This window comes from Allokutzneria sp. NRRL B-24872 (genome assembly GCF_002155965.1).
Classification (GTDB): domain Bacteria; phylum Actinomycetota; class Actinomycetes; order Mycobacteriales; family Pseudonocardiaceae; genus Allokutzneria.
In genome coordinates this window covers 75,862-88,825 of record NZ_MUMH01000029.1, presented here as the reverse complement: position 1 = coordinate 88,825, position 12,964 = coordinate 75,862, and the positions used below count along the sequence as shown (strand labels likewise).

The following is a 12,964-nucleotide window of genomic DNA, read 5'->3' as shown; positions in this document are numbered from 1 at the left end:
ATCGTTGGATGTGCTTAGGCGAAGTTCATCGTGTTCTCCTTTACGGTGCCGTCGTGATCTCGCACGTACAGACACAGGCAGCGGGCCATTTCCCGATCGCGGACTGGCGCAGCCGTGTCACGGTGTCCTCGCACACGTTCAGGCGCTCGGCAATCTGGTGACGCAAGTGGCCCTTGCTCACCGCTTCGGCCACGAGTTCGGCGATCCGTTGCCGGGATTCGGGCCTGTGTAGCGAGCCGGGCTCGATCCCGTTCGGCAGCCGCTTCCACACCTCCGGACAGGGAGGCGCGGGGGTGGCTGGAACGCCGTCTGGGTGCGGGCCGCACCGGCACCGGCAGGTGTGCACGCCGATCATGTGCAGAAGCGTGCGCCCCTCCGCCTCGCACAGGCCGACGCGAGCGGCGACCGTCAACAGCGTCATCTTCCGCCGGTAGTGCTCGGCGCAGGCATGAGCGAGCTGCACTGCCCGAGGATTGCTCGACTCCAGCGGCCCGATGTTCTCCAGGATTCCCGCGTTGGCTTCCCGCAGAAGGCCAGCGAGGACGCCGCGACTCACTCCGAGGCGGTGTGCGATCAGAGGAGCGCTGGACAGGCTGTCGAAGAGCGCGTTCACCTGCGCCAGCCGCCCAGCGCGATCCGGGTCTCGGTGCTTGACGTACTTGCTCATCGCCCGTCCACCCCGCACGGCGTGCCCGTGGGATACACGGGTGTGCTCGGGGAGCGGACGACCGTCGTCTCTACCGCCTGATCCCTCGCGTGGTCGGCATCCATCGATTCTCCTTATGCACCAACAAAATTGTTGGAATTACCGTGGCGTGAACGCGCTTCTGGTTTCGAGTCGGCTATCTCGGTTTGAGGAAGGTCACGGTTGCCGGAGGCGTGTCGGTTTCCCTGTGCGACTCGACGTGATCGACGTACCGACACAGCAGGAGTAGGAGGTCTTGGGCGAGGTCATCGACTCGGGGTAGCGCGTCGGTGATGACCGGCGGTAGCTCACCGGGAAACCGCTTCGCTGCCGCCATGACCGAGTGGAGTGCCATCAGTGCGTAGTCGAGCTTGTTCACGGCGTCATCGCAGAGTTCGCCGACCTGCTCGGTGATCGCCGTGTTCCCCCTTGGGGTCTGCTGCGGTTGAGGGGTGGCTGGGCGCGGCAGCATGAGGATTGTTGCGCCCGCGCTCGATGGCTCCACGCTCGGCTGATCATCGTTACTTGCCAACGTTTTCCGCCTCGACATCGTTGGCGGGTCTCGGATTCCCTTGGTGCGGAGCGGAAACCGCGTGAGGATGATCGGATGCCGTGTCGGGGCACAGCATGGTGTCGGTCGAGGGGGGCGTGGCGGCGAGGCTGGAGAGGTTGCGTACGTGGGGGGAGAGCAGCGCGAGTGCGGCGGAGGTGGCGATGATCAGCGCGCACCCGAGGAGCACCGGCCGGTGGCCGTAGGCGGTTGCCAGCGGACCAGCAACCTGCAACGCCACTGGGGTGAGCGTCAGGTGGGTGAGGTCGTCGATGCTGGCCACGCGCCCGCGCAGCTCGGCGGGGATGTGCTGGTTGAGTGCGGTGTCCCACAGGATCAGCGACAGGCTTGTTCCCAGTCCCACCAAGAACATCGCGCTCGCGCTCACGGGAACGGGAGCGCCGAGGGCGAGTGACACCATGGGAATCGGGTAGACCGCAGCGCAGCCGATCGCCCACACCAACGGCTTCACCGGGCGTATCCGGTAGCCCACGGTGCAGCCGAGGAGCGCACCCACGGACGGGGCGGCGATGATGACCGACCACGCCCACACGCCCCCGAGCCCGTCGCTGACCGCCACCGGCCCCAGAATCGTGGTGACAGCACCGAAAGTGGCGAAGCACGTGCCGATGTGCAGGGAGGTCCGCCACACCCACCTACGCTGGGCAACCAGCCGAGCACCCTCGCGCAGATCCGCCCACGGCCGACTGTCTCCGCGAACGCGGTGCGAGGGTACGCGCGCGGCGGCGATACAGAGGGCACTGACCACATAGGACAGTGCGTCTACAGCGAACGCCACGCCGGGGCCGACCAACACGACCACGGCGCTGGAACAGCTCAGACCAATGAGCATGGCGACGGCGGTGCTGGTGCGCAGCACCGCGTAAGCCGACTGGAGGTGCACGGTCGAGATCAGCTCGGGGACAGCGGCGCGGGAGGCAGGCCCGAACAGTGATGTACTGACGCTCGTTGCCGCCGCGAGCACGGCCAGCACCGGGATCGAGGTCGTCCCGGAGAGCACCGCCACGGCCAGGACCGCGTGCGTCGTCGCACCGAGCAGGTCAGCGACGACCATGATTCGGCCTCGGGGCAGACGATCGGCGAGAACACCACCGAGGGGCGCGAGAAGGAGTTGCGGCAGCGCCAGACACACCATCACCACCGCGAGATCGGCGGCTGTTCCACCGGGTAGTCCTAGGACGGTGAAGACGAGTCCGACGCGGGAAAGCCCGTCGCCGAGCGCGGAGCAGGCCCGCGCGGTGAGCAGCAGGCGAAACGGGCGCAGCCGCCACAGCGTGCGTGGCTGCGCGGAGGCTCCGTGCTGAGACGCGGGGAAGGCATCGACGACGGGAGTGGGCATGGATGCGATCACGTTTCTGTTGGTGTATCAAGACAAAGTGCGATGAGTGGGCGCCGCAGGCGATGGCGGTGTTGCGGCGGGCGAAGGAGGCTGCGGTGACCGCGCGCTTACGAGGACGTCGGCGAATCCGTTCCGGGACTGGTCCTCTTTGCTTTGCGTGCCACAGTGATCGCAGCCTTCACGTGTCGTTGCAGGAGTGCTTGTCCAGGGCTCGGGTGAGGGCTTGGAGTTTGGCCAGCAAGGAGGAGGTCAGCATCTCGGCTTCGCGGGCGAGCGTCCGCAGTTCGTCATTGTCGTGATGCCCGCTCAGGCTCGGGATGATCATCGACGATTCCACGTCAACGCGTCGCCGATCGTGTGCGGCCTCCCGCGAGCGCCAGAGGGGGATGGCGAAGCCCTCTGGACTGTGGGGGTCATACGCGTTGGACACGCGGTTCCTCGGCTCTGTGCAGGGACGGTGTCAGTGAGCGCCGACCTGGTGTTCCGGGGGTGCCGCGTCGTCGAATGGCGAGTCGCTAACGAAGTTGTCGTCGATCGCTGCCTCATCGTCCTCGTGGACATGGCCGTAGTAGAGACCCCTGTAGGTGACGTTCCACCTCGCCCACTCCGATGTCATGGCGTTCAGGAGTAGGCCGAACATCGGAGGGTCGATCATGAGGTCGACTGCCGCGCCGGTCTTCGGGTCGCTGAGCTTGATGAGGATGTCTTCTTGCTGTGCGTCAACGGACATCGTCATACCCGGTTCGAGCGCGACCACGTTGTCGATGTACAGCGTCGTTTCGAGATCGAGGATTGGAAGGGGAGTGATCCCCATCGAGTTCTCCCAAGGGGCGGCGCGAAGGTGGTGGCGGGCACGGCCGAGTCGAGAGCTCGACCGTGCCCGCCCTGTCCGTGTGCGGTCGGCGAACTAGCGGGTTCTCGGCCGTGCGGGTGCGGAGGAACCGCGTTGACGTTGCTTGGCCGTCATCTCGGTGGCGACGCGGGAAGCGGTATCCTTCAGTGCCGTTACCGCTGCGGGGTTTCCCAGATGGTCTAGGTGGCGAGCCAGCTTGATGAACTCCTCACGGACGAGGCCGGGGAGTTCCTTGAACAGGATCGACTGGTTCAGCTGTGCGACAGCGGACCCGGTGGTGGTGCGAGTGCTCGCAGGGGTTGCCACTTGCTCGTGATAGACGTGCATGGCCTTGCTCCAGTTCGTGCTCGTCGATGCGATGCCGACAGGCCAGGAGACGGCCCGCTGGTCGGCTTCTGCGGAGAGGCGGCGGTAGCCTCGTGACGGGGACGGCCGAGCTACAGACTCGGCCGTCCCCGCCTCATCGCCCGGTGCGGCTAGCTCGCCTCGGCGAGCCGGGCCACATCGGCGTCAGAGACCGCGGCGGTGTGCGGTCGGTCCAGGACAGCGCGGACGACGAAGTCCCGGTGCTGGCGCGCGGTGGCGTCGGTGAAGATGTCCGGTGCGCCTCCACCACAACGGCCGTTCGTCCGCGCGCCCCGGCTAGCCACGCCCACGACCATCCAGCGTCCGGCGACTTTCCGGAGCCCGGGGCTTCCGGAGTCGCCGTAACAGACTCCCGCGTTCTGCCCGCTCCGTGGCGCGAGGCAGAGTTCGCGATCGTCGATCGACCCGACCGAGCAGGCGGCTCGGGTGGTACGGATCAGATCGACCTGGTGCAGGATCTGCGAGCCGTCACCCTGGCCGGCCTCGTCGGTGCGGCCCCAGCCGATCGCGCGGACGGTCGCGCCGAACTCCCCGGCGGACGGGGCGATCCACGTAGGCCGAGCGCGAAGGCGCCGATCGAGCGTGAGGACGGCGATGTCGTTGACTCCGGGCGGCGCTTGATGAAAGTCCGCGATGCGGGCACCGACCACCTTGGCGAACTCGCCCTGGTGCTTGTCGGGATGCCCCGCCCGCACGTGCACCGCTTCTGGCTTCGGGTGGCCGGGCAGCATGAAGCAATGCGCGGCGGTCAGCACGTGCCGGCCGCCGGGCAACAGTGCCCCGCCACAGAAGTCGTAGTCGGGATTTCCCTTGTGCGCGAACTGCAACGACACGGCGAAGGGAAAGTCGGCGGGTGTCCCGCCGATGATCCTGCTCTCGGCCTGCTCGGTCGACGGGGTTGTCATCGCCGGTTGGGCGGCACTCACGCCGGTCATCACGACCAGCAGAGCGGCCGACGACAGCACGGCCTTCTTCGTTCTCTGTCTCACGATTCCTTCTTCTGTAGCAACGCTGTCCGGACGCTCTGCCCGGGGACCTGTTGCAGGGAAAGACGATCAGGCGGCACTGCGGCTTCGGCGCAACAGCTCTAGTCGCTCGTCGAGCAGCGCCTCCAGCTCGGGGATAGTGCGCCGTTCGAGGAGCATGTCCCAGTGCGTCCGAACCCGGACGGGCCGCGGCTTGTAATCCGGCGCGCTCACGGCCCCGCAACCGTCCCGTGGCGGCGACATCCCCACTCAACAGGCAGATCCGGAACGTCTGCCGAGAAAGACACCGCGAACACGTGCGCCTTCGGACAGCGGAAGGCCCTCGACACGGTGAGGGCGCGCTCGGCGTACGGCCGCTCATGGCTGACGTGCATGCCTTTGTCTCCAAGCACATTGCGGGTGTAGCCGTTGCGAAGCCGAGTCATCGAGCTGCCTCCCCGCAGTCGTGTCGCAGGACGTCGCGGGTGGCCCTCGCGACCTCCTTGATCACCTCGTGGACAGGCATCCGGTAGCGCTGCGCGAGAACCCGCACGGACTCCCCGGCGAGGTGTTCTCGGGTCATGCGCTCGATCACGAGAAGATCAACCCACTGGAGCAGGCCCGCCGTTTGTTCCTTGCCCGGCGGCGAGCCGGCCTCGCTCAAGTAGGCGGTCACCTCGCCCTGGACAAGACCGGTGCGACGGGTGATGTAAGCGACGTGCTCGCCCGCGCGATAAGCCCGAACCACGCGATCGGCCAAGGCATCCAGCTCGCCGATCGTCATGTAGTCGGGAAGCCTGCGCTGCGGCTGGATGAACGGATCACGTTCAGGGACAACGACCGTGTCGACGGAGAGGTCCGGATGCTCACCCCAGGAAGCGGGATCGTGATCGTGCGAACGGAGCTCGGCGACGGGTGCGACACCCCTGTGGACTTCGGTGTGCATGTGGAGTCGCACCAACATCGACAGCGGCAGACCCATGTCCTCGCACACCTCGTGCACCAGGCGTCCCCGCTCCTCCAGGTTCAGCCACACCAGATCACCGACGTGGTAGGCCACCAATGCCTGAAGCCCCCACAGCTCATCGTCACCACCGACGCCGTGGCGGTGCAGGATCTCGTCGATGCGCTCCTGAGTCCACTTCGTCGGCTCGTGCAGCAAACACGCCCTGTAGCCCGCACGCACCGCGTCGACCAGCCTCCGCTCAAGCGCCACGCGATCCTCCTCGGCGACCCCCAGAGGGGAAGGGAAGATAGGCAGCGCGAACGGATCATGATCTGGGATCTCAACGCGGGACATGTCGAGATCAACAGGTATGACCGGAACCCTCGGATAGACAGTCATGGCACCTGACCCTGTTGTGCGACAACACGAAACGGACGGAGCTGGGAAGTGATCGGGCGGCGAGTTGACCTCTAGGAGAGACTCGTCAGATCAGGCGGGCGCGGAGAGACGTTGCGGCGCAACACCTTCGCGAACAGATAGAAGCGTCTGGCGGCAGGTGCGAACATCTCCATCCGTGCCGCCGTCTGCTCAAGCTTCTCGCCTCGCTCCACGACCCCACGCCACACCAGATCCGAGACATGCACGGCCCACAACGCCATCAGACCGGCTTCCCGATCCCACTCAATCAGCTGGGCCCGCGCGAGAATGTCCTTGACCGCCTTGAAGTGCCAGCCCGTCCGGAGCGCGATCGGATGGCGACACATCCCCGCCCGGTACGCCGTGATGATCCTCCGCTCGTACCGACGGCGGTCAAGCTCAGAGATCTCCGTACGTCGCGGGAACCGCTCCAGCACATACGGATCGTGGTCGGGGATCGAGATGGTCCGGTCGAGCATGCCAAGACCCGGCACAGTTGGCTGAGGACGTCGTCGACGGTTCATAACTACCTGATTTCACTGGTATGTAAGGCTTCTGGAGAGACTGCGGACGACTCGGGGGAGGTGGAAGCCGTCCGCAGTCCCTCTCATGTCCGGCCGCAGAGAGGCGGGAAGTTCTCCGCGACCGGTGGCCTAGTCGTCGACCCAAGGGGGCGATCAACCATCTGCTGGGCATCGGTGTGGGCCATCGGTGCAAGCGTTCGTTCGTGGGGGTTTCGACCTCAGCGAACGGCCGGGATTGGCAGGGAAGGGATGGAGGCGGGTGGCGAGACGCGTTTGCGGGAGATCGTCTCGCCACCCGCACGGCAGGTGCCGCGCCATAGTGGTCAGCGGTGCCAGCCGGAGCTATGAGATCAGATCGCGCGTGCGAAGCGTTGCGCCGCAGGGGGGGTTGAAGGTTGAAGCCTCCTCGCGGCGAGCTGCTTTGCGCTCTAATCGCGAGATTGTGTCCAAATGTCGATCGATCTCGATCAGGGAAGGGCACGGCCACGACACCCGCTGCTGCTGAAGCATCGTTCGGCAACTTGAGCAGACCCGGCTGTGCTTACCCGATTTTCGGCGCCATCGTGATCGCAGAGCAGGCACACCGTCATGCAGTGAACGCATGGAGTAGAACCATCGAACGGCAAAATGCAGTGCCTCGGCGTGCGATGGCGTGCGGTGAGCCACAAGCGGCGCCGAGTCGAGTTCGTCAAGCACGACGTCAAGTTGTCCGACCAGCGCGTCCAAGGAACGAACCAGGCTGCGGCTCATGGCGTTCGCGCTCCAGCCGTCTCGATGCTGGAGAAGCCGCCAACTGAGCGCAGCATGGCGGAAACGATCTCCAGCTTCTGCTGCGCCCCGTAGCTGGAGAGCAGGCTGCAGAAGAAGACCGGTGCGTCCTCGTCCTTCACGAGGAAGGACCTCTCACCTCGGGGAACCACATGGAGTGCTTGGTTGCCACGGTGAACGTGGAGGCGCGTCGGATGCCATCGGTGATCGTGAACCCACACCGTCGGCTCTGCCGACTTCAAGTCCTGTTGTGGAGCGCTTGCCCTCGACATCGGCTCCTCCTCGACTAGTTGGCCGCTGGAGTCGGACACATCGAGAGTGAACCGTGTGTTGAGAGTTCGCAACACGCAAACTCTCAACGCACGGTTTCTTCACCTGTTCGGACGAGTCGCACTGGCCACCTCTCGCCTCGTACGGTGTGCACGGACGACTTGATGATCAGGAGGACGCCGTGGCCAACCCCGCGCGGCAGCGCCGCAAGCTCGCGTTGCGACTCAAGGAACTGCGCGAGGCTGCCGGGCTCACGCACGACGAGGCCAACCAGCGGATGGGTTGGGCGCGCGGCAAGCTGACGCGCATTGAGAACGAGAGCCAGCGCGTCCTGCCCGACGAGATCGACGACATGCTGAGCGCGTATGGCCACACGGAGGAGCGCGAACGGCAGGAACTCAAACGGATCGCCAAGGAAACGCGCCAGCGCGGTTGGTGGCAACAGCCGCACAGCACGATTCCCGTCAAGGTCAAGCCGCTGATCGCCAACGAGGCCGCTGCGAGCCTCATCCGCGTCTTCGACAACAAGATTCCAGGCCAGCTCCAGACCGCTGACTATGCCCGCGCGGTCATCAGAGGGTTTCGCCCGAAGATCGAGGAACAGGAGCTCGAACGCAGGGTCGCCTCTCGCTTGAAGCGGCGGCTTCCGCTGGACGAGCACCCTCCACAGGAGCTCGTTGTCATCCTGGACGAGGCCGCGCTGCGGCGCCCCATCGGAGGGTCGGCCACGATGCAGGAGCAGGTGCGGCACCTGATCGAGATGGCGGAGCGCCCCAACATCACGATCCAAGTCGTGCCAGAGAGCGTCGGCGCGTATCCGGGCTTGGGTGGTTGGTTCTGCATCCTGACGTTTCCCGACGACGACGTGCCGGACATGGCCTATACCGACGGCATCGGCGGCTCGGTCTATTTGCAGGCTGAGAACGACGTCGAGACCTGTAACCTGACCTTCAACGAGTTGAACGACTTCGCGCTCTCGGTCCCCGAGTCGATCAAGCTGATGCAGGCTGCGATCGAACGCTTGTCGTGACAGCTCCGCCCAACGAACCTCCGGAAGGGGTGCACTGTGCAGGCTCGTCCTACCTTCCGCCCCGACACGTGGCGCAAGAGCAGCAGAAGCGGCGTCAACGGTGGCGGGGACGACAACTGCGTCGAAGTGAACTTCTTTGCCGATCAGCCGGTCGTGGGCATCCGTGACTCGAAGCAGGGACCAGACGGAGTGCCGCTGGTCTTCGGTCCGCTGGCCTACACCCGCTTCCTCGCTGCGCTCAAGGCCGGCGAGCTCAAGGGCTGCTGAGTGACAGGGGCGGGACGGCCGCGGCTGCCCCGCCCTTCGCCCTCCTGGCTTGCGCCAGCTGCCCACGATGCGTCTACTTCCCTACGGTTGGTCGTCGCCGTATGGAGGATGTCGGTGGGCTGTCATGGGGGGCTAGCCCAGATGCCTCCCGTGTTTGTGGACACCCCGAGTCCGGTTGGACAAAAGCTGGACACTTTGCACCCTCCGTGGGACGAGCACGGGGTCGTGGCGCTTGTGCTGTAGCCGTGTGCGGCAAACTTGCGTTCGCGCACGACCAGTCAGCAGTGAGGGGACACCAAGTGCAGAATGTGGCGTTGACATCGGTTGATGGGTTACAGCTCGAAGCCGCCGTGCACACCGCTAGTTCAGGAACAAGCCTTGGCACGGTCATTCAGGCGCATGGGATCAACGCGAACATGACCGAAGGCGGAATGTTTGTCCGACTCGCTGACGGCCTGGCGGACGCAGGGTTCAACGTGCTGAGATTCTCATTTCGTGGGCACGGCAAGAGCGGGGGAACTCAGCGCGGTGCAACTATCGCGGGCGAACTGCTGGACCTTCAGGCTGCCGTCGAGTACGCGGATCAGCGATTCCCTGGCCCTCGTTCCATCGTAGCTTCAAGCTTCGGTGCTGTGGCGACATCGCTGTCTCTTCCATGGTTGGAGGGCAACCTCATCCGATTGGCTTTATGGAACCCCGTACTCGACCTGCGCCGCACCTTCCTTAAGCCGGAACTGCCCTGGGGTAAAGAGAACTTCAGTGCGGAGCAACAGCGCCTCCTCGCCACTCAGGGTTTCTTGCTGCTCGACGGCGAATTCGAAATGGGCAGAGTCTTGTTCGAAGAGTTCGGGCACTACCAGCCGCTGGACTACTTGGTCGCGAGCGGGGTGCCTGCGTTGGTAGTACATGGCGACCGTGACAGCGCGGTGTCGTACGAGATCGCGCAGGAGGCAGCAGCGACACGCCCCAACACGGATTTTCATACCGTACGCGGCTCCGATCATGGGTTTGATACGCGTGATCGTGAGAATGAGGCTGTGACTGTCACTATTGAGTGGCTGCTCGGGGGGGAGGAGCGGGCGTGGACATAACCTCCCTGTATGCGCCGGTTCGAATAGACGCCAGCAGTGCGGTCGGCGAGTTCTGTGTCTTGGGCTACCCAAAGGAAGAACGCCTGCGCGCCGAGCAGCAGGTGCCGGGCTCAGTTATGATCGGCGAGCCTGTCACGGTCGGTCCCAACTGCTTAGTGGCCAACCATGTCGTGATTCACGAGGGAGTTCACGTCGGTGCCGGCTGCGTGGTCGAGGATCGAGTGCGCATCGGGTACAACAGCAAAGTCGGTGAGCGCGCTCGCTTGATTTACGGGGCATATGTGTGCGATCGCGTGACCATCGGAGCGGATGCGTGCGTTGCGGGCTTTGTATGTGACGGCACGAGTATCGGGGACCGCTCCACAGTAATGGGCGAGCTCGTGCACGAGTACGCCCGTCCGCATGAGGGCTGGTGGGAAGTCGATGAGGAGCCTCCGGTGATCGAGGCGGACTCGGTCGTCGGCTACGGGGCTCGGGTCGTGGGCGGAGTGAGGATTGGTCCGCGGAGTTATGTCGCTGCGGGCGCTGTGGTCACGAAGGACGTCCCGCCCGAGCACATCGCCACGGGGGTGAACGTCCTCACTCCAGCTGCCCGGTGGCAGGGACGCCGACTGCAAAGCCTCATCGGCCACTGGCAGTCGTCCTCCGCGAGGCCCCAGCTGTGACGGCCCCTGGCTGAACTGGCCACATCGGCCATGTCACTGGCGTGAGGCCGCTGAACCAGGCGAACCAGCGGAGAACGCTAGTGCTCGATGAAGTCGGAGTCCTCGGTGTCGCTGCCTGCTTCGTCCTTCGGACGTTGGCGTACTAGCGGCGGGTCGAAAGCAATGGCGGTGAGCTGCTTGGGAAACCTGGCGCGAAGATCGGGACGGGGATGATCGATATAGAGGGCCGGCAGGAACTCATCGACTGGGACTATGGCCTGTTCCAAGCTGGCGGCGAGCAGCTTGTCGACCGCGGAGCGAGTGAGCAGATAGCCGAAAGTGCAGTGGCTGTAGGCCGGTGAGGCGAACCCTTCCACAACGGGTCGGTCATGCTCGGGTTCAAGCGGAACCCGGCCCAGGTAGAGCAGGTCGAAGGGAGCGTCCTGCGTCAGCCGACGCAGTCCATCGAGCAGGTCTTCGATGAAGGTCGCCGGTAGGATGGCGTCGTCTTCGAGGATGACGATGAAAGCCTCGTCCCCGCTCTGGGCAGCATGGCGCCAGCAGGCCAGGTGCGCCAAGGTGCAGGCGACTTCGCCGTACTTCAGGGGCCTGCTCCACCACGGATTATCAGATTCGACCTTCCAGGGAAAGAGCTTGTACCCCTGGGATTCAAGTTGATGCGTTGTCAGGTCACGGCCATCGAACGGGCCGGTCCAGTCCGAGGTGAAGGTAACAGGCAGTTCAAATGGAAGGCTACTGGCGATCCATGCGCGCCGGTCGGGGCGTCGCGGCAGGTTGATCACGTACGTTCGTATGTCAGCTGACGTGATCAACGTGCCGAATTCCTTTTCCAGTTGAGTCGTTAAGGTAGCGATCGGAGTTGTCGACGACTTCAGCAAAAGGTTCGTTGTTGCGTCGAGCGAGCAGCAGCAGCGGGTTGACCAGGGACAGATCCGCGACGTCCGTGATTCCTCCGATGCGCCGAGCTTCAGTTACTAAGACGAAGTCGGCATCGCCGACCTGTTCCTTGATGTAGCGGACACTGCGAGCCCCGCGCTCAGATTCGAGTAGGCACCGAGCCGCACCTAGGACGCCGAGAGTGAGACAGCCTCCAAGCAGAAATACCGTGGTCCCCTGAGCAAGCGTGAGCCGTGTAAAAACTGCGAGGTCTTCCAACAGCTCCTGTCGCTCAGTCCAGCGCGGGCCTAGAGTCATTCTATTCAAGCTCGGCACGACAAGTGGATCATCCTCACCCAATGGCTGCGGCTCGAAGTAGAAGGGAAGCTGCGGCAGAAACTCGCGATACTTCGCATTCCAGGGTGGTCCGCCGACGACCACGAGGACATCCGCCTGGGTGTCATAGTACTCGGACGGAGCAAAGTCACGAATCGTCACGACGGGAGCAAGTTGGGCAAAACGGGTTCGCAGATAGATCAGCGTGTCCAGATCTGCGAATTTGGCGTAGCGGAGATAATTGCGGTCAGCTGGCGATGCGTACTCGGGAAGCTCGTCCGCTGGAATCTCCGAGCATACGATGTCAACACCTCGTCCACCGGAGAGTCGCCAGAAGTCCCGCAGATCGTCTCCCGAGGTCGGACTCACGTCCGCGGATGACTGCCCCCTGCCAGAGGACAATGCGGTTGGGGCGCGCCGGCTCTTCGGACCCTTCAGTGAGTTCCGGTCGGCAAGGAGCAGGTAGGCGAGGGTGTCGAGTGCCCTGTTGCCATGCCGCCGAACTGTCTTCGTCGCCCGCTTCTGCAAGCGAGCAAGCGACTCTTGCCGCTCGGTGAGTGTGGGGAAGCGGTGCTCGGCAACCAGATTGAAGTCGACTTGGACGATGATGCGCTCTTCTTCAGTCAGCTCGTCAATCGCCCGCCGAAGCGCGCCCACGAGCAGCGTCACTTCGTCGACCGATCCGTGCTCGTCCACCCCGCCGCTGAGCAGGTGGGCACGAACCGAGTCGGACAGCGTGGTGAGAACAGCCGTTGGGCGGGCGAGGCCATGGCCTTGGCGCAGACGCTTCAGGCAGCCTTTGAGCTCAACCACGGACAGTGACGGACTGGACACCACGTTGTCCAGCATATGTCCAGCGCTCCGGCCCGTGGCCAGCAACACGGTCACTCGATGGCCTAGTCGATCAAGCTCCCTTGCGGCAGGCTCAACGACACGAATGGGGTGTGCAAACGAACATGCGGGCTGCGCCATTCCCGTCACTGAAGCTGTGCGAG

The 12,964-nt window shown here is 64.5% G+C and carries 18 protein-coding genes; 4 read left to right on the top strand and 14 right to left on the bottom strand.

All coding sequences use genetic code 11. From position 1 onward, the window contains the following. Window positions 1-40: 40 nt before the first annotated feature. From CCN37_RS08960 to CCN37_RS39695, 12 genes are all read right to left on the bottom strand, one after another. Window positions 41-667, bottom strand: coding sequence for a hypothetical protein (locus tag CCN37_RS08960; RefSeq protein ID WP_086820219.1), 627 nt, complete (start codon window positions 665-667; stop codon window positions 41-43). 175 nt (window positions 668-842) lie between these two features. Beyond that, complete coding sequence (locus CCN37_RS08955; protein WP_143261512.1) at window positions 843-1,064, bottom strand: hypothetical protein; 222 nt, start codon at window positions 1,062-1,064, stop codon at window positions 843-845. A 142-nt stretch (window positions 1,065-1,206) separates the two neighbouring features. Continuing rightward, window positions 1,207-2,595 (bottom strand): MFS transporter, encoded by a 1,389-nt coding sequence (locus CCN37_RS08950; protein ID WP_086820217.1) that lies wholly within the window; start codon window positions 2,593-2,595, stop codon window positions 1,207-1,209. Between the two features lie 178 nt (window positions 2,596-2,773). Beyond that, entirely contained in the window at window positions 2,774-2,920 is a 147-nt protein-coding gene (locus tag CCN37_RS39705) for a hypothetical protein (protein WP_168200586.1), read from the bottom strand. Window positions 2,921-3,055: 135 nt separating this feature from the next. Then, complete coding sequence (locus CCN37_RS08945) at window positions 3,056-3,409, bottom strand: hypothetical protein (RefSeq protein WP_086820216.1); 354 nt, start codon at window positions 3,407-3,409, stop codon at window positions 3,056-3,058. Between the two features lie 93 nt (window positions 3,410-3,502). Then, on the bottom strand, window positions 3,503-3,775 hold the full coding sequence (locus tag CCN37_RS38895; protein WP_143261511.1) for a hypothetical protein: 273 nt from the start codon (window positions 3,773-3,775) through the stop codon (window positions 3,503-3,505). 149 nt (window positions 3,776-3,924) lie between these two features. After that, window positions 3,925-4,803 carry a trypsin-like serine protease gene (locus CCN37_RS08940; RefSeq protein WP_143261510.1) on the bottom strand — a complete coding sequence of 293 codons (879 nt, stop codon included), beginning with the start codon at window positions 4,801-4,803 and terminating at the stop codon, window positions 3,925-3,927. A gap of 66 nt (window positions 4,804-4,869) precedes the next feature. Further along, complete coding sequence (locus CCN37_RS42300) at window positions 4,870-5,043, bottom strand: RNA polymerase-binding protein RbpA (protein ID WP_086820214.1); 174 nt, start codon at window positions 5,041-5,043, stop codon at window positions 4,870-4,872. Then, window positions 5,010-5,174, bottom strand: coding sequence for an RNA polymerase-binding protein RbpA (locus CCN37_RS41385; RefSeq protein WP_256388027.1), 165 nt, complete (start codon window positions 5,172-5,174; stop codon window positions 5,010-5,012). The genes CCN37_RS42300 and CCN37_RS41385 overlap by 34 nt, the downstream gene beginning before the upstream one ends. A gap of 47 nt (window positions 5,175-5,221) precedes the next feature. After that, the gene (locus CCN37_RS08930; protein ID WP_086820213.1) at window positions 5,222-5,995 is read right to left on the bottom strand and encodes a hypothetical protein; all 774 of its coding nucleotides are present in this window, start codon (window positions 5,993-5,995) and stop codon (window positions 5,222-5,224) included. A 200-nt stretch (window positions 5,996-6,195) separates the two neighbouring features. After that, entirely contained in the window at window positions 6,196-6,621 is a 426-nt protein-coding gene (locus CCN37_RS08925; RefSeq protein ID WP_086820212.1) for a hypothetical protein, read from the bottom strand. 791 nt (window positions 6,622-7,412) lie between these two features. Beyond that, entirely contained in the window at window positions 7,413-7,556 is a 144-nt protein-coding gene (locus tag CCN37_RS39695) for a hypothetical protein (RefSeq protein WP_168200585.1), read from the bottom strand. Window positions 7,557-7,885: 329 nt separating this feature from the next. On the opposite strand from CCN37_RS39695, the gene CCN37_RS08920 reads away from it, so the two are divergent. The 4 genes from CCN37_RS08920 to CCN37_RS08905 all read left to right on the top strand — a co-directional run bounded on the left by CCN37_RS08920 (window position 7,886) and on the right by CCN37_RS08905 (window position 10,757). Continuing rightward, on the top strand, window positions 7,886-8,734 hold the full coding sequence (locus CCN37_RS08920; protein WP_168200584.1) for a helix-turn-helix transcriptional regulator: 849 nt from the start codon (window positions 7,886-7,888) through the stop codon (window positions 8,732-8,734). Window positions 8,735-8,770: 36 nt separating this feature from the next. Continuing rightward, window positions 8,771-9,001, top strand: a complete 231-nt coding sequence (locus CCN37_RS08915) for a DUF397 domain-containing protein (protein WP_086820210.1) — start codon at window positions 8,771-8,773, stop codon at window positions 8,999-9,001. 299 nt (window positions 9,002-9,300) lie between these two features. Further along, a complete protein-coding gene (locus tag CCN37_RS08910) occupies window positions 9,301-10,092 on the top strand; it encodes an alpha/beta hydrolase (RefSeq protein WP_086820209.1) in 792 nt (263 codons plus the stop codon). Then, a complete protein-coding gene (locus tag CCN37_RS08905) occupies window positions 10,083-10,757 on the top strand; it encodes a DapH/DapD/GlmU-related protein (protein WP_086820208.1) in 675 nt (224 codons plus the stop codon). The genes CCN37_RS08910 and CCN37_RS08905 overlap by 10 nt, the downstream gene beginning before the upstream one ends. 77 nt (window positions 10,758-10,834) lie before the next feature. Here the strand turns inward: CCN37_RS08905 and CCN37_RS08900 are convergent, their stop codons facing one another. Together CCN37_RS08900 and CCN37_RS08895 are read right to left on the bottom strand one after the other, a co-directional pair. Further along, window positions 10,835-11,539: a glycosyltransferase family 25 protein gene (locus CCN37_RS08900; protein WP_246842904.1), complete on the bottom strand. Its 705-nt coding sequence runs from the start codon at window positions 11,537-11,539 to the stop codon at window positions 10,835-10,837. A 13-nt stretch (window positions 11,540-11,552) separates the two neighbouring features. Next, window positions 11,553-12,818, bottom strand: coding sequence for a hypothetical protein (locus tag CCN37_RS08895; protein ID WP_210407931.1), 1,266 nt, complete (start codon window positions 12,816-12,818; stop codon window positions 11,553-11,555). Window positions 12,819-12,964: the final 146 nt, after the last annotated feature.

What these genes read in the sequence shown, in the direction of transcription:
- CCN37_RS08950 (WP_086820217.1), bottom strand. Translation starts at nt 2,595, where the DNA reads ATGCCCACTCCCGTCGTCGATGCCTTCCCCGCGTCTCAGCACGGAGCC.
- CCN37_RS39705 (WP_168200586.1), bottom strand. Translation starts at nt 2,920, where the DNA reads ATGATCATCCCGAGCCTGAGCGGGCATCACGACAATGACGAACTGCGG.
- CCN37_RS08945 (WP_086820216.1), bottom strand. Translation starts at nt 3,409, where the DNA reads ATGGGGATCACTCCCCTTCCAATCCTCGATCTCGAAACGACGCTGTAC.
- CCN37_RS38895 (WP_143261511.1), bottom strand. Translation starts at nt 3,775, where the DNA reads ATGCACGTCTATCACGAGCAAGTGGCAACCCCTGCGAGCACTCGCACC.
- CCN37_RS42300 (WP_086820214.1), bottom strand. Translation starts at nt 5,043, where the DNA reads ATGTCGCCGCCACGGGACGGTTGCGGGGCCGTGAGCGCGCCGGATTAC.
- CCN37_RS41385 (WP_256388027.1), bottom strand. Translation starts at nt 5,174, where the DNA reads ATGCACGTCAGCCATGAGCGGCCGTACGCCGAGCGCGCCCTCACCGTG.
- CCN37_RS08960 (WP_086820219.1), bottom strand. Translation starts at nt 667, where the DNA reads ATGAGCAAGTACGTCAAGCACCGAGACCCGGATCGCGCTGGGCGGCTG.
- CCN37_RS08925 (WP_086820212.1), bottom strand. Translation starts at nt 6,621, where the DNA reads ATGCTCGACCGGACCATCTCGATCCCCGACCACGATCCGTATGTGCTG.
- CCN37_RS08895 (WP_210407931.1), bottom strand. Translation starts at nt 12,818, where the DNA reads ATGCTGGACAACGTGGTGTCCAGTCCGTCACTGTCCGTGGTTGAGCTC.